24 protein-coding genes and 3 tRNA genes are annotated in these 19509 nt (G+C 65.3%); 14 read left to right on the forward strand and 13 right to left on the reverse strand.

Annotation, left to right across the window (positions count from 1 at the left end; translation table 11 throughout):
* Nucleotides 1–78: 78 nt before the first annotated feature.
* Nucleotides 79–393 carry a TFIIB-type zinc ribbon-containing protein gene (locus AWC12_RS19390; RefSeq protein WP_024449608.1) on the reverse strand — a complete coding sequence of 105 codons (315 nt, stop codon included), beginning with the start codon at nt 391–393 and terminating at the stop codon, nt 79–81.
* A 79-nt stretch (nt 394–472) separates the two neighbouring features.
* Between AWC12_RS19390 and AWC12_RS19395 the strand changes: the two genes are divergently transcribed.
* A complete protein-coding gene (locus tag AWC12_RS19395) occupies nt 473–916 on the forward strand; it encodes a pyridoxamine 5'-phosphate oxidase family protein (RefSeq protein WP_024449609.1) in 444 nt (147 codons plus the stop codon).
* 3 nt (nt 917–919) lie between these two features.
* Here AWC12_RS19395 and wzm read toward each other — a convergent pair whose 3' ends face one another.
* The 4 genes from wzm to AWC12_RS19415 are packed head-to-tail and all read right to left on the reverse strand — an operon-like array spanning nt 920 to nt 4007.
* Entirely contained in the window at nt 920–1750 is an 831-nt protein-coding gene (gene wzm / locus AWC12_RS19400) for a galactan export ABC transporter permease subunit Wzm/RfbD (protein ID WP_024449610.1), read from the reverse strand.
* Nucleotides 1751–1763: 13 nt separating this feature from the next.
* Nucleotides 1764–2663 carry a galactofuranosyltransferase GlfT1 gene (glfT1, locus tag AWC12_RS19405; RefSeq protein WP_024449611.1) on the reverse strand — a complete coding sequence of 300 codons (900 nt, stop codon included), beginning with the start codon at nt 2661–2663 and terminating at the stop codon, nt 1764–1766.
* Nucleotides 2660–3475, reverse strand: a complete 816-nt coding sequence (gene wzt, locus AWC12_RS19410) for a galactan export ABC transporter ATP-binding subunit Wzt/RfbE (RefSeq protein WP_024449612.1) — start codon at nt 3473–3475, stop codon at nt 2660–2662. Before wzt ends, glfT1 begins: the two co-directional genes overlap by 4 nt.
* Before the next feature lie 7 nt (nt 3476–3482).
* Nucleotides 3483–4007 carry a bacterial proteasome activator family protein gene (locus tag AWC12_RS19415; RefSeq protein ID WP_085176397.1) on the reverse strand — a complete coding sequence of 175 codons (525 nt, stop codon included), beginning with the start codon at nt 4005–4007 and terminating at the stop codon, nt 3483–3485.
* A 373-nt stretch (nt 4008–4380) separates the two neighbouring features.
* Here AWC12_RS19415 and AWC12_RS19420 point away from each other — a divergent pair, with 373 nt between their 5' ends.
* The gene (locus tag AWC12_RS19420) at nt 4381–5577 is read left to right on the forward strand and encodes a cysteine desulfurase-like protein (RefSeq protein WP_085176399.1); all 1197 of its coding nucleotides are present in this window, start codon (nt 4381–4383) and stop codon (nt 5575–5577) included.
* A gap of 3 nt (nt 5578–5580) precedes the next feature.
* Here AWC12_RS19420 and AWC12_RS19425 read toward each other — a convergent pair whose 3' ends face one another.
* Nucleotides 5581–6555, reverse strand: a complete 975-nt coding sequence (locus tag AWC12_RS19425; RefSeq protein ID WP_085176401.1) for an NAD(P)H-quinone oxidoreductase — start codon at nt 6553–6555, stop codon at nt 5581–5583.
* A gap of 78 nt (nt 6556–6633) precedes the next feature.
* Here AWC12_RS19425 and AWC12_RS19430 point away from each other — a divergent pair, with 78 nt between their 5' ends.
* The 3 genes from AWC12_RS19430 to AWC12_RS19440 all read left to right on the forward strand — a co-directional run bounded on the left by AWC12_RS19430 (nt 6634) and on the right by AWC12_RS19440 (nt 8716).
* On the forward strand, nt 6634–7146 hold the full coding sequence (locus AWC12_RS19430; protein WP_024447315.1) for a MarR family winged helix-turn-helix transcriptional regulator: 513 nt from the start codon (nt 6634–6636) through the stop codon (nt 7144–7146).
* A 10-nt stretch (nt 7147–7156) separates the two neighbouring features.
* Nucleotides 7157–7246, forward strand: a tRNA-Ser gene (locus AWC12_RS19435).
* A 153-nt stretch (nt 7247–7399) separates the two neighbouring features.
* Nucleotides 7400–8716 (forward strand): MFS transporter, encoded by a 1317-nt coding sequence (locus AWC12_RS19440; protein WP_234814099.1) that lies wholly within the window; start codon nt 7400–7402, stop codon nt 8714–8716.
* Here the strand turns inward: AWC12_RS19440 and AWC12_RS19445 are convergent.
* Genes AWC12_RS19445 through hisC form a run of 4 tightly spaced genes read right to left on the reverse strand, consistent with a single transcriptional unit; the run spans nt 8703 to nt 11540 of the window.
* Entirely contained in the window at nt 8703–9524 is an 822-nt protein-coding gene (locus tag AWC12_RS19445; protein ID WP_085176404.1) for a crotonase/enoyl-CoA hydratase family protein, read from the reverse strand. The genes AWC12_RS19440 and AWC12_RS19445 overlap by 14 nt on opposite strands.
* Nucleotides 9525–9540: 16 nt before the next feature.
* Nucleotides 9541–9996: a hypothetical protein gene (locus tag AWC12_RS19450; RefSeq protein ID WP_024447312.1), complete on the reverse strand. Its 456-nt coding sequence runs from the start codon at nt 9994–9996 to the stop codon at nt 9541–9543.
* A gap of 18 nt (nt 9997–10014) precedes the next feature.
* Complete coding sequence (locus AWC12_RS19455; protein WP_024447311.1) at nt 10015–10485, reverse strand: DUF4334 domain-containing protein; 471 nt, start codon at nt 10483–10485, stop codon at nt 10015–10017.
* The gene (gene hisC, locus AWC12_RS19460) at nt 10482–11540 is read right to left on the reverse strand and encodes a histidinol-phosphate transaminase (RefSeq protein ID WP_085176406.1); all 1059 of its coding nucleotides are present in this window, start codon (nt 11538–11540) and stop codon (nt 10482–10484) included. Before hisC ends, AWC12_RS19455 begins: the two co-directional genes overlap by 4 nt.
* Nucleotides 11541–11624: 84 nt before the next feature.
* On the opposite strand from hisC, the gene AWC12_RS19465 reads away from it, so the two are divergent.
* From AWC12_RS19465 to AWC12_RS19495, 7 genes are all read left to right on the forward strand, one after another.
* A tRNA-Ser gene (locus AWC12_RS19465) sits at nt 11625–11713 on the forward strand.
* 73 nt (nt 11714–11786) lie between these two features.
* Nucleotides 11787–11859, forward strand: a tRNA-Arg gene (locus AWC12_RS19470).
* Between the two features lie 122 nt (nt 11860–11981).
* Complete coding sequence (ctaD, locus tag AWC12_RS19475) at nt 11982–13667, forward strand: aa3-type cytochrome oxidase subunit I (protein ID WP_051226748.1); 1686 nt, start codon at nt 11982–11984, stop codon at nt 13665–13667.
* A gap of 28 nt (nt 13668–13695) precedes the next feature.
* Nucleotides 13696–14274 (forward strand): mycothiol transferase, encoded by a 579-nt coding sequence (locus AWC12_RS19480; protein ID WP_085176408.1) that lies wholly within the window; start codon nt 13696–13698, stop codon nt 14272–14274.
* Nucleotides 14271–14690 carry a RidA family protein gene (locus AWC12_RS19485; RefSeq protein WP_085176410.1) on the forward strand — a complete coding sequence of 140 codons (420 nt, stop codon included), beginning with the start codon at nt 14271–14273 and terminating at the stop codon, nt 14688–14690. The genes AWC12_RS19480 and AWC12_RS19485 overlap by 4 nt, the downstream gene beginning before the upstream one ends.
* A 9-nt stretch (nt 14691–14699) precedes the next feature.
* Nucleotides 14700–15203 (forward strand): metallophosphoesterase family protein, encoded by a 504-nt coding sequence (locus AWC12_RS19490; RefSeq protein WP_024447306.1) that lies wholly within the window; start codon nt 14700–14702, stop codon nt 15201–15203.
* On the forward strand, nt 15196–15612 hold the full coding sequence (locus tag AWC12_RS19495; RefSeq protein WP_085176412.1) for an MmcQ/YjbR family DNA-binding protein: 417 nt from the start codon (nt 15196–15198) through the stop codon (nt 15610–15612). The genes AWC12_RS19490 and AWC12_RS19495 overlap by 8 nt, the downstream gene beginning before the upstream one ends.
* On the opposite strand, the gene AWC12_RS19500 is transcribed toward AWC12_RS19495, so the two are convergent.
* The gene (locus AWC12_RS19500) at nt 15609–15947 is read right to left on the reverse strand and encodes a winged helix-turn-helix transcriptional regulator (RefSeq protein ID WP_085176533.1); all 339 of its coding nucleotides are present in this window, start codon (nt 15945–15947) and stop codon (nt 15609–15611) included. The two genes, AWC12_RS19495 and AWC12_RS19500, sit on opposite strands and share 4 nt — an antisense overlap.
* A gap of 176 nt (nt 15948–16123) precedes the next feature.
* Here AWC12_RS19500 and AWC12_RS19505 point away from each other — a divergent pair, with 176 nt between their 5' ends.
* Together AWC12_RS19505 and AWC12_RS19510 are read left to right on the forward strand one after the other, a co-directional pair.
* Nucleotides 16124–16981: an NAD(P)-dependent oxidoreductase gene (locus AWC12_RS19505; protein WP_085176414.1), complete on the forward strand. Its 858-nt coding sequence runs from the start codon at nt 16124–16126 to the stop codon at nt 16979–16981.
* Nucleotides 16982–17069: 88 nt separating this feature from the next.
* Nucleotides 17070–17987, forward strand: coding sequence for a tetratricopeptide repeat protein (locus AWC12_RS19510; RefSeq protein WP_085176416.1), 918 nt, complete (start codon nt 17070–17072; stop codon nt 17985–17987).
* A gap of 6 nt (nt 17988–17993) precedes the next feature.
* Here AWC12_RS19510 and AWC12_RS19515 read toward each other — a convergent pair whose 3' ends face one another.
* Nucleotides 17994–18776: an Imm61 family immunity protein gene (locus AWC12_RS19515; RefSeq protein ID WP_133057359.1), complete on the reverse strand. Its 783-nt coding sequence runs from the start codon at nt 18774–18776 to the stop codon at nt 17994–17996.
* Nucleotides 18763–19506 (reverse strand): hypothetical protein, encoded by a 744-nt coding sequence (locus AWC12_RS19520; protein ID WP_085176420.1) that lies wholly within the window; start codon nt 19504–19506, stop codon nt 18763–18765. Before AWC12_RS19520 ends, AWC12_RS19515 begins: the two co-directional genes overlap by 14 nt.
* Nucleotides 19507–19509 lie beyond the last annotated feature (3 nt).

Here is a 19509-nt window from a genome sequence, read left to right on the forward strand (position 1 = left end):
TAGACAGCTCGCACTCCACTCGGAGGTCTTCGTCTTGTCACCTCACCACGCCGTCACCAACGTCCGTGGTCAGTACAGCTAGCTGGAGAAGAACAGCCGCCCCATGCCTTGTTTGCGGTAGTGCTTGTTGCCGCGCTTGCCCCAGCCCGGTCCGTAGCCGTAGCCCTGGTGGGGCATCGGCGGCGGCGCGGCCTGCATGAAGCGGTTCTCCATCTGCGTCAGGGCTTCGAGCTCTCCGAAGTCGAGGAAGATGCCACGGCAGGAGTCGCACTGCTCCAGGTGGACACCATTGCGCTCGTAGGTCGTCATAACTCCTGCACACTTCGGGCACAGCAGGGTGTTACCCGGGCCCGGCGTCGGCGGCGTGGGCGGCTGATATGGCGGAATGCTCATATCTGCATAACGGTAGACGTTCCCGAGAAGTGCCATTGGACTCTAGAAGAGATTCCCGGTGGGGCCGACGATCGATTCCATGGACGCGACAACGGCATCGGGTGCACCGGTCACCGAACTCACCGAGACCGAAAGCTGGGACCTGCTGGGCTCGGTATCGCTGGGACGGCTCGTCACGACCGTCAACGGCTGGACCGAGATCTTCCCGGTGAACTTCGTCGTGCAGAACAGGACCCTGCTGTTCCGCACCGCCGAAGGCACCAAACTTCTGACGGCCGCGCTCAACGAGTACGTGGTCTTCGAAGCCGACGACCACAACGTCGCCGAGGGCTGGAGCGTGATCGTGCGCGGCAAGGCCAAGCTTCTTGCCACCGCCAACGAGATCGCCGAGGCCCGGCGCGCAGGGCTTTACCCCTGGGTCGCCACCCAGAAGGAGCGCTTCGTGCGGATCACGCCACAGTCGATGACGGGCAGACGGTTCGTCTTCGGCCCGGAGCCCGACGTCATCGGACTGAGCAGCTGACGGTCACACCCAGTACGGCACGCGCGCACGGTATTGCCGCATCGCCAGAGCCGCGAAGGTCCATCCCACGATGGTGAGCACGATGACCACCACCCAGTGCCGCAGTTCCTGATCGGCCCCCAGCAGCGGCGCCCGCACGATGTCCAGGTAGTGCAGCAGCGGGTTGAGTTCGACGATCTTCGCCCAGCCGCCCGCACCCTGGGCCTGCAGTGTGGACTCGTTCCAGATGATCGGCGTCATGAAGAACAGCAGCTGCACCAGGCTGCCGAGCAGTGGGCTGATGTCGCGGTAGCGGGTGGCCAGAATTCCGAAACACAGTGCGACCCACACGCAGTTGAGCGCTATCAGTCCCAACGCCGGGATGACGGTGAGGTCTGTCCACGTCCACGGTTTCGGATAGACGATGGCGATGATCACGAAAATGATGATGTTGTGGGCGAACAGGATCATCTGCCGCCACACCAGCCGGTAGACGTGTACCGACAACGGCGTCGGCAGCTGCTTGATCAACCCCTCGTTGGCGATGAACACCTCGGCGCCCTCGAGGATCGACGCATTGATCAGATTCCAGACGATCAGGCCGAGCGTGACATACGGAAGGTGCTCGGACAGTTCGAGTTTGAACAGCATCGAGTACAGGCCGCCCATCGCCACGGCGGTGGTGCCGGTAGCGATGGTGATCCAGAACGGACCCAGCACGGACCGCCGGTAGCGCTGCTTGATGTCCTGCCAGCCGAGGTGCAGCCAGAGCTCGCGCTTGCCGAACCCGGAAACCAGATCGCCCCATGCCCGCGAAAACGTCTTGGACTGCGCCGCGGCATCCATGATCGTCACAGTTCTTCAAACCTCACCGTCGTGAAAACCTCTCGCGTCGACCCAAGCGCCGCAGGCGAACCCACTCACGGAACCCCGCGGGGTCGCGCTTGGACACCAGAAAGTACCAGCCGAACCGCAGCCATTCCTGCGGGACGAGCTTGCGCATACCGGGTTGGGATTGCAGGTATCCGCGATTGCGGTAGGTGTAGTAACGCTTGATGTCGTTTTCGGGGTACTGGGTGTGCATACGGCCGCCCAGGATCGGCTTGAATTCGTCGCTGCCCTGCGGATGCAGGTAGATGGCCTGCAGGCAGGTGCCGAACGGCAGACCCGAACGCAAAAGCCTGCGGTGAACCTCGGTTTCGTCGCCCCGGAAGAACAGGCGCAGGTCCGGCACCCCGACCGCCTCCACCGTCGACGCGCGAAAGAGCGCACCGTTGAAAAGATGCGAGATGCCGGGCATCAGATCGGGAAGTTCGGCGTCGGTGCGTAGTTCGCTGACCCAGCGCCGCCAGACCAGCCCGCGCCGCAGCGGGAAGGCGAGCTTGTCGGGGTTGTCGAGATCGCAGATCATCGGCGAGACCTGCGCGAGGCCGTACCGCCCGGCGCACGCCAACAGGGTGCCCAGTACCTCCGAGTCCTGTGGACGTCCGTCGTCGTCGGCGCACCAGATCCAATCGGCGCCCAGGCTCAGGGCATAGAGCATGCCCAGCGCGAAACCGCCTGCCCCGCCGAGGTTTCGGCGCGAACCCAAGTAGGTCGTCGGAATAGGTTGGGCGGCAACCAGATCCCGGACGACCTCGTCGTCGTCGTTGTCGACGACGATCAGGTGGTCGGGCGGACGGGTCTGCGACGAGACCGCATCGAGTGATTTCGCAAGTTCGTCGGGCCGACGGTGCGTGACGACGACGGCGCATACGGAGTCCGTCATGCAGACCGGTTCCGCGCGTTCTCTTCGAGCACCTCGCGGACGTGCCGCGCCGCGTCCTCACCCTCGTACGCGCGCACGACCTCCTCGATGCCGCCCTCCATTTTGATGGTGCCGTGGTCGATCCACATCGCCGTGTTGCACAGGCGGGCGAGGAACTCGTTGGAGTGGCTGGCGAAGACCAGGATTCCGGAGCGGGCCACCAGGTCGGCCAGACGTGACTGCGCCTTCTTGAGGAAGTCCGCATCGACCGCGCCGATACCTTCGTCGAGCAACAGGATCTCGGGGTCGATGCTGGTGACCACACCCATGGCCAGGCGCACCCGCATACCCGTCGAATAGGTGCGTAGCGGCATCTGCAGGTAGTCGCCGAGCTCGGTGAACTCTGCGATCTCGTCGACCTTGGACAGCATCTGCTTGCGGGTCTGCCCGAGGAAGAGACCCCGGATGATGATGTTCTCGAAGCCCGAGATCTCGGGGTCCATCCCGACACCCAGGTCGAACACCGGGGCGACACGTCCGCGCACCGACGCGACCCCCCGGGTGGGCTCATAGATTCCCGAGAGCAGCCGCAGCAGCGTCGACTTGCCTGCGCCGTTGTGCCCGACCAACCCGACGCGGTCGCCCATCTTCAGCGACAGCGTGATGTCACGCAGCGCCTCGATGACGACGACGTTGGACTCGTTGCGTCCGATCGCCCCGCCGGCCTTGCCCAGGAACGCCTTCTTCAGCGACCGGGTCTTGGCGTCGAAGATGGGGAACTCGACCCACGCATCGCGGGTTTCGATGAACGGTTCGTCGTGAGGGCCGGTCACGCGGCTCTCACAGGTATTGGCCGGTGCCGGGATGCCCGGGCCCGCCGCGCTGTCCGGGGATGCTCACACCGGGAGGGAGCGCGCCCTGACGCATCTGCTCGAGCTGCTGGCGCGCGGCCATCTGCTGGGCGAACAGCGCCGTCTGGATACCGTGGAAGAGGCCTTCCAGCCAGCCGACCAGCTGGGCCTGCGCGATGCGCAGCTCGGCGTCCGACGGCACGGCGTCTTCGGTGAACGGCAGGGTGAGCCGTTCCAGCTCGTCGCGCAGTTCGGGCGCGAGGCCGTCCTCGAGCTCGCTGATGCTCGTGCGGTGGATGTCGCGGAGCCGTCCGCGGCTTGCCTCGTCGAGCGGGGCGGCGCGCACCTCCTCCAGCAGCTGCTTGATCATGGTGCCGATCCGCATCACCTTGGCGGGTTGTTCGACGAGGTCGGTCAGCGACTTGCCGTCGCCGCGACCGTCGATGTCGCTCTCGCCAGCCGTGTCGGCACTGCCGATGATCTCGATCTGGTCGTCGTCGGAATTGGTAGCCATGTCTCTAAGAGTGCCCCAGCATTTCTCGCCTATTACGTTCGGGCTCCGCGACTAGCGCGACGCAGCTTCGCCGTCGTCGTAGATCTTCTCCTACGAACGCGATTTGTCCAGCGAAGGACGGCCGGTCTCCCGGACCGCAGACGCAGCAGGTGGGCCCGAGAACCGGCATTGTCCAGCGAATTCGTCCGCCAGCCAGCCGTGCCGGGCGGGCCGGTGGCCCTTCGTGGCACAGTGTGACTCGACTAGTATTGCGGGCCGGATGACCCGTGCCCCCTCGGGTGCGGGCGGTAAACGGCAAGGTTGGGCGGCCGTCGCACTGTCCGGAAAAACGGGTGGTACGGCGAATTTCCCCGACGCACTAAGGTGGGCTGACATGGCATATGACGTCGCCCGGGTGCGTGGTCTGCACCCGTCACTGGGCGATGGCTGGGTGCACATGGACGCCCAGAACGGCATGCTGCTGCCCGATTCGGTAGGCCGCGCGGTGTCGACCGCCTTTCGCGGCTCGATGCCGACGACGGCCAGCGCCCACCCGGCCGCCAGGCGCAGCGCCGCGGTGCTCGCCGCCGCCAGGCAAGCCGTGGCCGACCTCGTCGGCGCCGACCCGTCCAGTGTCGTTCTCGGCGCCGACCGCGCCGTGTTGTTGACCTCGCTGGCCGACGCCGCGTCGGTGCGGCTGGGTCTCGGCTACGAAGTGGTGGTGACCCGTCTCGACGACGAGGCGAACATCGCACCGTGGCTGCGGGCGGCGAACCGGTTCGGCGCAAAGGTGAAGTGGGCCGAGGTCGACATCGAGACCGGCGAGCTTCCGACCTGGCAGTGGGAGGGCCTGGTGACGCGGCCCACCCGGCTGGTCGCCATCACGTCGGCATCCTCGACGCTGGGTACGGTGACCGAACTGCGCGAGGTCACCAAGCTGTCGCATGAGGTCGGCGGTCTGGTGGTCGTCGACCATTCGGCGGCCGCGCCGTATCGACTCATCGACATCAACGAAATCGACGCAGACGTCGTCGCACTGAATGCGCTCGCATGGGGCGGCCCGCCGATCGGGGCGCTGGTGTTCCGGGACCCGTCGATGATCGACGCGTTCGGCTCCGTGTCGCTCAATCCGAATGCCACCGGGGCGGAACGCCTCGAGCTCGGATCTCACCAGTTCGGCATGCTCGCCGGGGTGGTGGCCAGCATCGAATACCTTGCCGGGCTTGATGATTCGGCACAGGGGACCCGCAGGGAGCGGCTGTCGGTATCGATGCAGTCGGCGTCGGCCTACCTGGACGGACTGTTCGAGTACCTGTTGATGTCGCTGCGTTCGCTGCCGACGGTCACGGTGATCGGCGCCCCCGAGGCGCGGATCCCGGCGCTCACCTTCGTCATCAACAACGTGCCGGCCGAGCACGTCGTCCAGCGACTGGCCGACAACGGGATCCTCGCGATCGCCAATGCGAGTTCGCAGGTTCTGGACGCCATCGGGGTCAACGACATCGGCGGAGCGGTCACGATCGGTCTTGCGCACTACAACACCTCGGCCGAGGTCGACCAGCTGGTGCGTGCGCTCGCCTCGCTCGGCTAGCCGCTAATCGGCAACGCGCAGAACAACTTTCCCCGACACATCACCGGAAGCCAGCAGTTCGTGGGCTGCTTTGGCTTCGGTGACGGGGAATTCCGCGCCGATGACGGGCCGCACGAGTCCGTCGGCGACCAGCGGCCACGCCTCGGTGGTGACGGCAGCGACGATGTCGCTCTTTCCGCCGGGGCCGGTGACCGGCCGGGACCGCAGCGCGGTCGCGATCACGCTGCCGCGTTTGGCGAGCAGCTTGCCGATGTTCAGTTCGCCCTTCGCCCCGCCCTGCATGCCGATGATCACGAGCCGGCCGTCGCTGGCAAGCGCATCGACGTTGCGGTCGAGGTAGGCCGCACCCATGATGTCGAGGATGACATCCGCGCCCCCGGCGTCCCGAACGACCTTCACGAAGTCCTCATTGCGATAGTCGATGGTGATGTCGGCGCCCAATTCGGCGCACAGATCGAGCTTGTTGCGCGAGCCGGCGGTGACCGCGACCCGGCAGTTGAGCGCTTTCGCGACCTGGATCGCGTGGGTGCCGATACCGCTGGCGCCGCCGTGGACCAGGAAGAGTTCCGGAGCGGTCAGGCCCGCAGTCATCACCACGTTGGACCACACCGTGCATGCCACCTCAGGGAGTCCCGCCGCGTGGGGCAGTGGGACGCCGTCGGGAACCGGCATTACCTGGCTTGCGGGAACGGTGACGAACTCGGCGTATCCGCCGCCCGCGAGCAGGGCGCATACCGGTTGGCCCGCCGACCACTGCGACACACCGTCCCCGACGCCGACGATGGTGCCGGACACTTCGAGCCCGAGGATGTGGCTGGCGCCCGGGGGAGGCGGGTAGTTCCCGGCGGCCTGCAGAAGATCGGCGCGATTGACTCCGGCAGCGACGGTCTGGATGAGGACTTCGCCGTAGCCCGGTTCGGGGTCCGGCACAGACTGCCAGGTGAGCTCGCCAGGTGGTTCCGCCACAATCGCTTGCATTGATGCAACGCTACTACGCTGCGGAAACACCCATTAATTTCCCCAACGGCAACACCGCCTCAGATTTACTATGGGCGAATGGAGGGGATCATCGGGGGACGCACGGCGAGTGATACGCCGGGTTTGGACATTGCTGAGCAAAGGGCATGGCAGAACTTTCTGGATGCTGCGTTGCGGTTGTACGCGACCATGAACCGGTCGCTGTCGGATGAGCACGGGCTGACGTTGAACGACGTCCGGCTTCTCGATCTGCTGGCCAAATCGCCAACCGGGGCGGCCCGGATGGGCGATGTCGCGGAATCGCTGATGTCGTTGCCCAGTCGGGTGACGCGCCAGATTCACCGACTGGAGGTCCAGGGGCTCGTGGTTCGGGGCGCCAGCCCGGACGACGGGCGCGGCGTGCTCGCCAGCATCACGCCGGAGGGGAGAACGGCCCTGGCCTCGGCGATGGAGACGTATGGCGCCGCGGTGCGCGCGCACTTCCTCGACCGGTTGAGCCGCCCGCAGGTTACGGCGATGGGGGAGAACTGCCGTCGCATCAGCGCGGGGCTCAAAGCCGGCGGAACGTCAGCCAAAATCGGTCGCGTTTAGACTGTCCCGCGGTGGCGTGGCAGAGCGGCCTAATGCACTCGCCTTGAAAGCGAGAGACGGCTAACACCGTCCGGGGGTTCAAATCCCTCCGCCACCGCCAAACGCTCGTGTTGTTCCGCCACACGCAGCGGCCGTGCTGTTGTTCAGACGATGGGCACCGTGTGAGCAGCTGGCATGTCCCCCGATCGGTGGACACGGTTGGGGCCGATCGGAGGCTGAGCCCGGCGCCGTAGCTGAGCGAATACTGACGCTCATGACAGCGAACACAATGGCCGCCACGGACGCGGACCGTGGTGATCCCCGAGACCTGCGGCGGATTTCAATGGCCGGTTACGTCGGTTCGGCCATCGAGTTCTACGACTTCTTCATCTACGGCACCGCCGCGGCGCTGGTCTTCCCGACGGTGTTCTTCCCCGAGCTGAGCCACGTGATGGCGACGACGGCTTCCCTCGGAACCTTCGCCGCGGCGTTCATCGCACGGCCTGTGGGTGCTGCGGTGTTCGGCCACTTCGGAGATCGGCTGGGACGCAAGCGAACCCTCGTCGCAACCTTGATGGTGATGGGTATCGCCACGGTGGGCGTGGGCCTCATCCCGAGCGCCGCGACGATTGGAATCGCCGCCCCGCTACTGCTGATCACGTTGCGCTTGATGCAAGGTTTCGCGGTCGGCGGGGAGTGGGCCGGCTCGGTGCTGATGAGCGCCGAGAACGCGCCGGCGCAACGGCGCGGGTTCTACGGCATGTTCACCCAGTTGGGGTTGGGCACCGCACTGGTGATGTCCAACTTCGTGTTCTTGGCTGTGCACGTCGGTTTCGGTGAGGACAGCCCGGCGTTCATGCAGTGGGGCTGGCGGATCCCGTTCCTCCTCAGCGCGGTCCTGATCGTCGCGGCATTGATCATTCGGCTCAAAGTCAAAGAGACGCCCGCATTCTCGGAAACCTCCACGAAGCCGGCCCAGGGCGTTCCCCTCATCACTCTGCTGCGCACACAGGGTCGCTCGGTGCTGCTGGCCGGTGGCGTGGCGATCTGCTCGGCGATGCTGGCCTTCCAGGCCGGCACCTTTATCACGCATTACGCCGCAGACCATCTGGACTACTCGACCAACTCGGTGCTGTTCGTCAACGTCGTCGGCGGTCTGTGTGCGGTGGGGTGTGCGGCCGTCACGGCAATTCTGAGCGACTCCCACGGTCGACGCCGGATCACGCTGTGTGCCTTCGCATTTGCTGCTCCGTGGGCGTTCGCGGTCTTTCCGCTCGTCGAGATGCACAACCCTGTGGTATTCGGGCTGACCGTCATCGTCACCTATGCCTTCGTCGGCCTGTGCATGGGACCGCTGGCGGCGTTCCTGCCGGAGACGTTCGCGACGGAGCACCGCTACACGGCCGCGGCGTTGTCGCACACCATGGGCGCCATCATCGGTGGCGCACTTCCGCCGGTGCTGTCGCCGGTGCTGGCCGCCCACTTCGGTGGGTGGGGCGTCGCGGTGATGATGGGCGGGTTGGCGACGGTCAGCCTGGCGTGTGTCGCGGCAATGCCCGAGACCTTGCCGCGCCGGACTACTCCCCGGTGAAGTTCGGCGGACGCTTCTCGAACATCGCCTTGATGCCCTCGCCGAGGTCCTTCGACGGGAGAAACGCCGAGTTCCAGGCCGCGACGTACCTCAGACTCGCCGAGACCTGTGCGGTGCGCTGCTCGTCGAGCACGTCCTTGATGCCGTGGACGGTCAGTGGCGGGTTGGCCGCGATCTCGGCTGCGGTGGCGCGCGCGGCAGCAAGCGAGGCTTCGGCATCGGAGTAGACGTCGTTGACCAGACCGATCTTTTCGGCGCGCGCTGCGTCGATGTCTTTACCCGTCAGGGCGAGTTCGCGAAGATGCCCGTCCGACAGGATCAACGGCAACCGCGCCAGCGAGCCGACGTCGGCGACGATCGCGAGCTTCACCTCTCGCACCGAGAACTTCGCGTCGGCGCTCGCATAACGGATGTCGACAGCCGAGATCAGGTCGACACCGCCGCCGATGCACCAGCCGTGCACGGACGCGATCGTCGGAGTCCGGCAGTCGGCGACCGCGGTGATGGACTGCTGCATCGTCTTGAGGTGGGTGTGAAAGTCCGCGCGGGGTTTGGCGGTCGCCCCGTCGCTCATCACCGCCGACAGCGTGCCGCTCATGGCCATCAGATCGAGGCCGTAGCTGAAGTTCTTGCCGGAGCCGGTGAGGACGATCGCCCGCACCTCGGGGTCGGCGTCGAGGTCGGCGAACACCACGGGCAGCTCGGCCCAGAACGCAGGGCCCATCGCGTTGCCCTTGCCGGGGCCGATCAGCGTGACCTGCGCGATGTGGTCAGCGATGTCGACGGTCAGGGCTTCGTAAGTGCTCATGGGGACAGAGGCTAGTTCAGCCCCCGGCCCCGCCCATCAGGACCTCGCTGACGGTCGCGCTCGGCAGGAACTGGCAGGCCGCGTCGGCGAGGATCTGGCCGACGAACTCTCCGTCGGGTCCCAGCGGGTTGCCTTCCTGCGAGAGGACCTCGCGTACCACGGCCACCCGCGTCGCTTCGTCGAGCGCGTTGTACTCGTCGCAGGTCATCTCGAGCGAGTTCGCAGGTGCGGGCACCTCGGGCACGTCGGTGTTGCGCGTCGGCAGCGGCAGGTTCGGGATCTCGATGTCCGGCAGACCGGGTAGGCCGGGGATGCTCGGCTCGTCGGTGGGGGTGTCGTCCGACGATGGCAGCGGCGGGCCGGGTTCGGTCGTCTGCGCGACGACACCTTCGGTGGTCTGCGTGCAGGCCGCCGTACCCAACACGGCCGCCAGCCCGATCATTGCGGCGGTCACCCGCACGTGCGTCCTCATCCCGGCCACGATATGCGGCTATACCCGTTCGAGGTAGAAGTACAGGTGACGAGGGGTGCCGGAACTGGTGTCGAGTGCGCCCTTGCCATTCATGATGCCGATCACGGCGTTGTCGTCGACGACCTTGAAGTGGTCGTGCACGGGCTTACCGTCGTAGACCATCGATGCGACCGTCTCGCCGCGGAACTCCTCCATCCACAGGCTGGCTTCGCCGTTCATCGCCTCGGTGTTGGAGAACTTGTTCCCGTCGGCATCGAGGCAGACCAGCGGCTTGGCGTCCGACGCGGAGTGAAAGGTCTTACCGAACCAGTTCAGCCGCTTCATGAAGCCGTTGGCCTTATGCCCCGTCTGGAACTCGCCGCCCTTCCATTCACCGATCATGAACTCGATGGTGGCGGGCGCCAATGTGGCCCAGAAGTCGTCGAGCTCGCCATCGGTGATCGGTTCGGAGCGCTGGGTGAGCGCGGTAAAGGTCTCGCGGGGGCTCATGCGTTGTCTCCAATCCAACGGCGGGCGAACTCACAGAACATGTCGTTCTCTTCGGGGGAGGCGACGGTCACCCGGACGCCGTCGTCACCGTAGGGACGCACGATGATGCGATTGTTGGCGGCATCGGCGGCGAACTGCTGGGCGCGCCCTACCAGGGGCAGCCACACGAAGTTGGCCTGCGACGGTGGGATGTCGTAGCCGGCGTCGAGCAGCGCCGCAGACACCCGGGCGCGTTCGGCGACGACGGCGTCGGTGCGCTCCAGCAGCTCGTCGGCGGCATCCAGGCACGCGACCGCCGCGGCCTGCGAGACGCTGGTCGCGGTGAAGGGGACGTAGACCTTGGACAGTGCCGTGACGATGTCGGGGTCGGCGACGGCGTAACCGATACGTAGGCCCGCCAGTCCGTAGGCTTTCGAAAAAGTGCGCAGCACAACGACATTGCTGTGGGCCCGAACCAGGCCGAAACTGTCGGGTACCAGGCCGTCGCGGATGTATTCGATGTAGGCCTCGTCGAGGACAACCATGATGTGCGGCGGCACCGCTTCGACGAAGCGGGCGAGCGCGTCCGGTTCGACGACCGTGCTGGTCGGGTTGTTCGGGTTGCACACGAAGATCAGCCGGGTGCGGTCGGTGATCGCCGCGAGCATCGCGTCGAGGTCGAAGGTGTGGTCGGTCAGCGGGACCTGGACCGGCGTCGCGCCCGCGGTGCGCACCTGCAGCGGGTAGATCTCGAAGCTGCGCCAGCCGAAGAGCACCTCGTCGCCGACGGTCGACGTGATCTGGATCAACTGCTGGCACAGGCTGACCGAGCCGCAGCCGACCGAGATGTGCTCCGGGGCGAAGTTGACGTGCTTGGCGAGGCGTTCCTTGAGCTCGACGTAGCCATTGTCGGGATAGCGGTTGATCCCCTCGGCGGCCTTCGCTATTGCGGCCTTCACGCTGGGCAGCGGCCCGTGGACGGTCTCGTTGCTGGCGATCTTGATGGCCCCGGGCACCGTCTTGCCCGGTGTATAAGCGGGTAGATCGGCGAGTTCGGGGCGTAGACGGGCGGGCACCGAGACAGTTTATGGCCCGCGTCGATCTGCTTTGCTTCGCACCGCAGGGCCTGTGTACTCTCATCGGCGCGGCGGTAAACGTCGGGAGGCGTGCCAGAGCGGCCGAATGGGACTCACTGCTAATGAGTTGCCCGCCTTAAAGCGGGCCGGAGGTTCAAATCCTCTCGCCTCCGCGCAAGATGGCCGGCTCGCCGGTGTGCACGACTGCCGGCTCGCCGGCAGTCACAACTGAACAGGTACGACCAAGCGCCCGTAGCTCAACGGATAGAGCATCTGACTACGGATCAGAAGGTTAGGGGTTCGAATCCCTTCGGGCGCGCTTCAGCTGTCTTTAGCGACTTTCGGCCCTATCGACGCCTATCGGCTGTCAGTTTGACTGCCCGCGTGGCCACCCTCGACAAGATCGAATCGCTGGTTGCCAAGCGGCCTTTTCCTCCTCGGATGGGGCCCAAGGGCAATCTGATCTACAAATTGATCACGACGACCGATCACAAGCTGATCGGGATCATGTACTGCGTCGCCTGTTTCGTGTTCTTCATGGTCGGCGGCTTGATGGCGCTGTTCATCCGCATCGAGTTGGCCGCGCCGGGGCTGCAGTTCCTGTCCAACGAGCAGTACAACCAGCTGTTCACCATGCACGGCACGGCGATGTTGCTGTTCTATGCGACTCCGATCGTGTTCGGTTTCGCCAACCTGGTGCTGCCGCTGCAGATCGGCGCGCCGGACGTCGCCTTTCCGCGGTTGAACGCGCTGTCGTTCTGGCTTTTCCTGTTCGGCGCGCTCATCGCGCTCGCGGGATTCATCACTCCCGGGGGCGCCGCGGATTTCGGGTGGACGGCCTACGCGCCCCTGTCGGATGCCATTCACTCGCCAGGAGTGGGCGCGGATCTGTGGATCTTCGGACTCGGGGTGGGTGGCCTGGGCACGATCCTGGGTGCGGTCAACATGGTCACGACCGTGGTCTGCATGCGCGCACCCGGTATGACGATGTTCCGGATGCCGATCTTCACCTGGAACATTCTGGTGACCTCGATCCTGGTTCTCCTGATCTTCCCGCTGCTGACCGCGGCGCTCTTCGGCCTGGCCGCCGACCGTCATCTCGGTGCGCACGTCTATGACCCGGGCAACGGTGGCGTCATCCTCTGGCAGCACCTGTTCTGGTACTTCGGCCACCCCGAGGTGTACGTCATCGCGCTGCCGTTCTTCGGCATCATCAGCGAGGTCATCCCGGTCTTCTCCCGCAAGCCCATCTTCGGCTACACCACGCTGGTGTATGCGACGTTCAGCATCGCCGCCCTGTCGATGGCGGTGTGGGCGCATCACATGTTCGCCACCGGTGCCGTCCTCCTTCCCTTCTTCAGCTTCATGACGTTCCTGATCGCCGTCCCGACCGGCATCAAGTTCTTCAACTGGATCGGCACGATGTGGAAAGGCCAGTTGACGTTCGAAGCGCCGATGCTGTTCTCGATCGGCTTCATCGCGACGTTCCTGCTCGGTGGCCTGTCGGGCGTGCTGCTGGCCAGCCCGCCGCTGGACTTCCACGTCACCGACAGCTATTTCGTCGTGGCGCATTTCCACTACGTGCTATTCGGCACCATCGTGTTCGCCACCTATGCGGGCATCTATTTCTGGTTCCCGAAGATGACGGGCCGGCTGCTCGACGAGCGGCTCGCCAAGCTTCACTTCTGGCTGACGTTCATCGGCTTTCACAGCACGTTCCTGGTGCAGCACTGGCTCGGTGACGCGGGGATGCCGCGGCGCTATGCGGACTACCTGCCCGGCGACGGGTTCACCACGCTCAACGTGATCTCGACGTTCGGGGCGTTCATCTTGGGCGTCTCGATGCTGCCGTTCGTGTGGAACGTGTTCAAGAGCTGGCGCTACGGCGAACCGGTGACCGTCGACGACCCGTGGGGGCATGGCAACTCGCTTGAGTGGGCCACCAGTTGCCCTCCGCCGCGGCACAACTTCACCGAGCTGCCCCGAATCCGTTCGGAGCGGCCAGCATTCGAGCTGCACTATCCACACATGCGTGAACGAATGCGAGCTGAGGCGCATGCGGGTCGCGCCCACGGTCCCGAAGACGGCGACGTGACGCGACTGGACTCGGAGAACGTACGCAGCTGACGTGTTGAGTGCGGTTATGTTCGACCATATGGCCGTCAACCTCACCCCCTGGGAGCCTCCCCTCGCGGGCAGCGAGGTCGACCATCTCGTCGGGGCCCTCGACCGTCTCCGGGCCACGTTTCTGTGGAAAGCCGACGACCTCGACGCGGCCGGGCTGCAGACCACCATCGGAGCCTCGGCGCTCACCCTTGGCGGCCTGCTCAAGCACCTCGCCTTCGCTGAGGACGTCATGTTCACGGACAAGCTCGCCGGTGAGCCCGTCGGCGAGCCATGGGCGACGCTGCACGACGGCACCGATGACTGGGAGTTCACCTCGGCCGCCGCAGACAGCCCCGACCAGCTCTACGCCCACTGGCATGACGCCGTCGCCCGATCCCGAGCGCGCGTCTCGGCGGCACTGGAGCGCGGCGGGCTCGATCAGCTCGCCGCGGTCCGCGACGAGGAGGGCAACCACGCCAGCCTGCGCCGGCTGCTGTGCGATCTGATCGAGGAGTACGGCAGGCACACCGGCCACGCCGACCTGCTCCGGGAAGCCGTCGACGGCCGCGTGGGCGAAGATCCGCCGCCCGGTTGGACGCCGGTCTCACCGGGTAAGGCGCAACTATGACCGCAATCCGTGCCTTCACGTTCACTCCCGAACAGGGGGTGCCGCCGGGCGTGGCGCCGTTCTCCCATGCCACCGCCGCCGGCGAAACCCTCTATGTCACAGGGCAGATGCCCACCGACGTGACGGGTGCGGTCGTCGGGGAGGACGTGGCCACTCAAACCGACCAGGTGATGCGCAACCTCGAGCGGGTGGTGCAGCTGTGCGGCGGAGGATTGGCTGACGTCGTGTCGGTGCGTGCCTATCTGATCGACTGGGCCGACTACGACGCGTTCAACGTCGCCTACGCGAAATGGTTTCCCGACAGGTTGCCGACGCGGACGTGCGTGGGCGTCACCGGGTTGGCAGTCGGCAGCCTGGTCGAGATCGACATGGTGTGCTGGCGCGCTGAGGGTTGGCCCTCGCTGCCGCAGAGCTAGATTGGAGACGTGCGCCTACTGCTGATCGCCGATACGCACGTCCCGAAGCGAGCCAAAGACCTTCCCGCGCAGGTGTGGGAGGAGGTGGACTGTGCAGACGTCGTGATCCACGCCGGCGACTGGGTCGAACCGGATCTGCTCGACGCGCTGGAGGAACGGTCGAAGCGACTGGTCGCCTGCTGGGGCAACAACGACGGCCCCGAGCTGCGCGCGCGACTGCCCGAGCGGGCCGATGTCGTGTTGGGCGGGCTGCGTTTCACCGTGGTGCACGAGACGGGCGGGGCGGCCGGCCGCGACGAGCGGATGGCGAAGCTGTACCCCGATACCGACGTGCTGGTGTTCGGCCACAGTCACATCCCGTGGGATGCGACGTCGAATAGTGGCTTGCGGCTGCTGAATCCGGGATCGCCGACCGACCGTCGCCGTCAGCCGCACTGCAGTTACATGACCGCGACGGCGCAGGACGGTGTTCTCGCCGACGTCGCCCTGCACAAGCTGCAGCGTCATGCGTGACCGTCCCGCTACCGTCGACGACGTCCACGAGATCGCCTCGTCGATGCCGCACGTAACGCGGCTGGTGGGCCCTAAGGCGGGCAATTCGATCTATCAGGTGGGCAACAAGTCTTTCGTGTTCTTCCGCACGCCGCGCCCCGATGCGTTCGACCCCGACACCGGAGAGCGGTACGACGACGTCATCGTCATCTGGGTGGAATCCGAGGACGACAAACGCGCACTCACCCAGGATCCGGATTCACCGTTCTTCACCACCGACCACTTTAACGGCCATCCGTCGGTTCTGGTGCGCGCCAGTCGACTTGGTGAAATCGATGTCATCGAGCTGCGCGAGCTGATTCAGGACGCGTGGCTGTCACGCGCCTCGAAGCGGCGCGCGGACGCGTGGCTCGCCGAACACGAGAGCTAGCCTGCGTCGGCCGCGCAGATGATGCCGATGTACTTCTCGGCCCAATTGCCCATCGGCTCAAGGGCTTCCAGCAGCTCACGCCCAGCCGGGGTCATCGAGTACTCCACCCGGGGCGGCACCTCGTGATAACTCTCCCGGTGCACCACCCCGTAGGCCTGAAGATCTTTGAGGTGCTGGGTCAGCATCTTCTGCGAGATGCCCGCCAGGTTGCGGTGCAGCGTGTTGAATCGCACCGGGCCGTCGCTGAGCGACCACAGGATCAACGGCACCCACTTGCCCGACACGACGGCCATCGCCGCATCCAGGCCGCACGTGTATTTCCCCAGCCCTGTCATGTCAGCCTCCCAGCACGTCAGGCCCAATAGTTTCATCTGGGTAAGTACCCCACCAAATAGTGGGTACTTGTTGAAAAGTTTGCCCCTGTCGACGATGGTGCCATGACCTCAGTGACTTTCCTAGGGACGGGTTCGATGGACTACTCCGCAAGTTTCGGCGACCACGGCGTCGCCCGATGACCACCGTTTCCGTGATCGGACTGGGCCCGATGGGCCAGGCCCTGGCAGGTGCTTTCCTCGATGCCGGGCACAGCGTCACCGTGTGGAATCGCACAAAGTCCAAAGCCGCGCAACTGCTTTCCCGGGGCGCGCGATGGGCGGGCAACCCTGCTGAGGCCGTCACCGCCGGTGACATCACCCTCGTCAACGTCGTCGACCACGACGCCGTGGACGCGGCGCTCGCCGCCGCAGGCGCCGCAGTCGCTGGACGTGTGGTGGTCGGCCTCAGTTCGGACACTCCCGACCGGGCCCGTGGCACCGCCAAGCTGGTCGCCGATGCAGGCGGACGCTACCTCGACGGCGCCATCATGACCCCCACCGACGTGATGGGAACGCCGGATACCAGCGTGCTCTACGCCGGACCCGAGCGTCTCTTCGATCAGCACCGCGCGCTGTTCGAGGTCCTGGGGCGAGCCACGTGGCTCGGCGAGGACCACGGCCGCGCTGCCGCATTCGACATGGCCCTTCTCGATGTCTTCTGGACCGCCACCGGCGGCTTTCTGCACGCACTGGAAACCGCACGAGCACAGGGCATCACACCGAGCGAGCTGCTGGCCCACGCGCTCGGAATCGCAAGGATCCTCCCGCCTGTCTTCACCGAGATTGCCGAGCGCATCGAGGCGGACCGGCACGACGAGGCCAGCGCATCGGTGAGTTCAGTCGCGTCGTCGCTGGCACACCTGATCGAGACATCGGAGAGCAGCGGCGTCGACGCGGGCGCATTGAAGGCGATGAAGCGCTACGCCGACGCCGCCGTGGTCGCGGGATACGGAGACGCTGAGATCAGCCGTCTCGCCCTGGCGATGCGCGAGTGACGTTCGCGTGCCGGGTGCGAGCCGAGGGGGTGCGGCCCGCCAAAAGGTGCGAGGAGCCCCCTTCGTGCGCCGATAAAATTCTCCGGTGATGTCCGACGTTGCCATGATGACGGCCTCCGCGCAGGCGAGTCTGGGCGCCAAAGACTACGGGGCGGCGGCGTCGGCGGCATGGTCCGTGTTGACCGTCGAGCCGTCCAACGAGCATGCGATGCGGCTCTATGTGCTCGCGTTGCACGGGCAGGGCCGTCTCGCTGACGCACTGTCGATGGCGTGGCGTCTGGTCAGCGAGCATCCGCGGTCGTCGCTCGCGCTGTACACGTATGCCAGCCTGCTGCACGAATCGCAGCAGGATCAGCAGGCGTTGGCGGTCCTCGACGACGCGCTGCGGCTGGACCCCACTAACCCGGACGCTCTGGTGTTGCGCGGTGACATCTTCCGCACAATATGGGGTGCGAAAGCCGCCGAGCAGCAGTACCTGGAGGCGCTGCGAATCGCGCCCGATCACGCAGTGGCACATCACAATCTCGCGGTGAGCCGGCTGAGGTGGGGGACGCTCACCCAGGCGGTGCGGGGGTTACTGACGGCCGATCGCGCAAATCCGGCGTTGCGCCCGTTGGTGATTGACAATGTCGGGTTGGCGCTGGTGCGTGTGCTGCGGATGGCGACGGCGTCGGTGGTGTTCCCGGCGGTGGCGTTGATCGTGGTGATGGCCGCGCACGACGACGGAATGCCGACGGTGCTGCCGCGGATTGCCGCCGGCGTGCTGGGTGCGGCGCTGGTGGTGCCGCTGGTGTGGGTTTTGCGTACTGTGCCGGGTGTGGTGCTCGGTGCTGTTGTGCGGCAACGCTTTCTGTTGGTTCTGCGATTGGGATTTGTGGCGCTGGCAGTATTGCTGGGCGGGGTGACGGCGGCGGTGGGGTCGAATCCGGTGTCGGACGTGGCGGGGACGCTGCTGTTGTTCGGGGTGTTCGGCCTGACGGTGCTGGGGTTCGTGACGGGCTCGTAGCTGGCGTCACACCGCGAACAGTGGGCGGCCTTCGGGATGCTCGTAGGACGCGATGATGTCGGCCAAAGGGTGCGACACGAGGTGAGAGAGTGCCACAAGTTCGGGTACGCCGGTGGCGCTAGCTCTGGCGACTGCGATGACTTGATGCGCATGATCGGTCAGCGTGCAGAAGCCATCACCGTCCTTTTCGCTGATATCGAAACCGGCGGCCCCCTCGGTTGGATCGTTCGGTAAGCGAAGGCGGGGGAGGCGCTTCCGTGACCGAAATCCCCAAGCGAATCGTGAGACGAGGTGCCTTTCTATGGTCTCGACGGCCGGCGCAGCCAGCTCGAACTGCTCGTTAGACGCTCGCTGCGTAGACGTGAGGACGAAGCCGTCGTCGAAGCGCCTGCGGATGTAGAAGCGAGTTTCCCCGCCGGGATCGGTCCAGAAGATTGTTGCGCCCGAGTGATCGTTGCTTGTGTAGGCGTATCCCGCTGATTGCGCCCACTCGACGAGCAACTGCGATGTTCCTGGCGACGGTCTCGAGTTGAAGGCTTGCCTGGCAGTCACGGTTCCGGCCAGCACCTGGCTGTACGCAAGCCGCCCCAGGATCTGGTAGCACGCGTCCGATTCAGAAGGCAGTCGAACCAAGCCGTTCTTGTTTCCGCGCTCGTACCAGAACACCTCCCACATCCCGTCAGTGCTGGGTTCGACGCACCACGAGTATTCGGCGCGACCACCGATCGCCAGGACGCGGTCTGAGATCCCGATCGCGCGGAGTGCTCGACGCAGCTCAGTGATGTTCATGATCGTCACCATTGAGATCTGTTTCGCCTTGGATGCCGGCAACTGCGGACTCGTAGTACTCGTCTATTCGAGCGGCAAGCCACGTCAACCACGTGTCGCGGTTTTTGAAGAGGGCTTTGTCGGAACGAGTCTGCTCGACGAGCTCCTCTAGTGGAATCTCAGATACAGATTCATTGAGGTAATGCCACTGCGCCGACTTGTCGTAAAGGCCGTGCACGTACGGCGCACTGTGTGCGGCGATCATGCAGTTCAGCTCTCGCCCACGCGCGGACCAGTAGACCTGGACTTTGCAGATTGTGTTGCGGAAGAACGCGGCAAACCCGATGCGGCCACCCTCATCCATCTCGAGGACTCGATCAAATGTGAACCCTCTACGTGTCAAAGACGGGCCGATGATCGTCTTCACCTTGTCGGCGAAAGTCGTGCTAGCACTTGTCCGAAGGTCTGATTCCCCAGCTGTTGCTCCGGTGTTGGCAGAACACGTTTGGATATTGGCTCTCGGGATCTCGACGTAACTGGTGCGCGGGTACTCGCGCCGAATGCGAGCGGCGATTTCGGCTGGATCGTCAGTTCGGCAATGCTCTGGCATGGCGAAGAAGCGTTCTATGTCGACTTTGTACGGTCCCACACTGAACATCACCCCGAGAACGTTTGCCCCGTCGACGGTGGTGTACAGCACCCAATCCCACGCAATACCGGCCAGCTGTCTGACTTCGATGCGACTCTGCATTGG

This window comes from Mycolicibacterium iranicum, assembly GCF_002101705.1.
Classification (GTDB): Bacteria; Actinomycetota; Actinomycetes; order Mycobacteriales; family Mycobacteriaceae; genus Mycobacterium; species Mycobacterium iranicum.

What these genes read in the sequence shown, in the direction of transcription:
- AWC12_RS19450 (WP_024447312.1), bottom strand. Translation starts at nt 9,996, where the DNA reads ATGAGGACGCACGTGCGGGTGACCGCCGCAATGATCGGGCTGGCGGCC.
- AWC12_RS19390 (WP_024449608.1), bottom strand. Translation starts at nt 393, where the DNA reads ATGAGCATTCCGCCATATCAGCCGCCCACGCCGCCGACGCCGGGCCCG.
- AWC12_RS19485 (WP_085176410.1), top strand. Translation starts at nt 14,271, where the DNA reads ATGACCGCAATCCGTGCCTTCACGTTCACTCCCGAACAGGGGGTGCCG.
- AWC12_RS19480 (WP_085176408.1), top strand. Translation starts at nt 13,696, where the DNA reads ATGGCCGTCAACCTCACCCCCTGGGAGCCTCCCCTCGCGGGCAGCGAG.
- AWC12_RS19505 (WP_085176414.1), top strand. Translation starts at nt 16,124, where the DNA reads ATGACCACCGTTTCCGTGATCGGACTGGGCCCGATGGGCCAGGCCCTG.
- AWC12_RS19515 (WP_133057359.1), bottom strand. Translation starts at nt 18,776, where the DNA reads ATGAACATCACTGAGCTGCGTCGAGCACTCCGCGCGATCGGGATCTCA.
- AWC12_RS19455 (WP_024447311.1), bottom strand. Translation starts at nt 10,485, where the DNA reads ATGAGCCCCCGCGAGACCTTTACCGCGCTCACCCAGCGCTCCGAACCG.
- glfT1 (WP_024449611.1), bottom strand. Translation starts at nt 2,663, where the DNA reads ATGACGGACTCCGTATGCGCCGTCGTCGTCACGCACCGTCGGCCCGAC.
- AWC12_RS19510 (WP_085176416.1), top strand. Translation starts at nt 17,070, where the DNA reads ATGTCCGACGTTGCCATGATGACGGCCTCCGCGCAGGCGAGTCTGGGC.
- AWC12_RS19425 (WP_085176401.1), bottom strand. Translation starts at nt 6,555, where the DNA reads ATGCAAGCGATTGTGGCGGAACCACCTGGCGAGCTCACCTGGCAGTCT.
- AWC12_RS19445 (WP_085176404.1), bottom strand. Translation starts at nt 9,524, where the DNA reads ATGAGCACTTACGAAGCCCTGACCGTCGACATCGCTGACCACATCGCG.
- AWC12_RS19495 (WP_085176412.1), top strand. Translation starts at nt 15,196, where the DNA reads ATGCGTGACCGTCCCGCTACCGTCGACGACGTCCACGAGATCGCCTCG.
- AWC12_RS19500 (WP_085176533.1), bottom strand. Translation starts at nt 15,947, where the DNA reads ATGACAGGGCTGGGGAAATACACGTGCGGCCTGGATGCGGCGATGGCC.
- AWC12_RS19420 (WP_085176399.1), top strand. Translation starts at nt 4,381, where the DNA reads ATGGCATATGACGTCGCCCGGGTGCGTGGTCTGCACCCGTCACTGGGC.
- ctaD (WP_051226748.1), top strand. Translation starts at nt 11,982, where the DNA reads ATGGGGCCCAAGGGCAATCTGATCTACAAATTGATCACGACGACCGAT.
- AWC12_RS19430 (WP_024447315.1), top strand. Translation starts at nt 6,634, where the DNA reads ATGGAGGGGATCATCGGGGGACGCACGGCGAGTGATACGCCGGGTTTG.
- AWC12_RS19440 (WP_234814099.1), top strand. Translation starts at nt 7,400, where the DNA reads ATGACAGCGAACACAATGGCCGCCACGGACGCGGACCGTGGTGATCCC.
- AWC12_RS19415 (WP_085176397.1), bottom strand. Translation starts at nt 4,007, where the DNA reads ATGGCTACCAATTCCGACGACGACCAGATCGAGATCATCGGCAGTGCC.
- AWC12_RS19520 (WP_085176420.1), bottom strand. Translation starts at nt 19,506, where the DNA reads ATGCAGAGTCGCATCGAAGTCAGACAGCTGGCCGGTATTGCGTGGGAT.
- AWC12_RS19395 (WP_024449609.1), top strand. Translation starts at nt 473, where the DNA reads ATGGACGCGACAACGGCATCGGGTGCACCGGTCACCGAACTCACCGAG.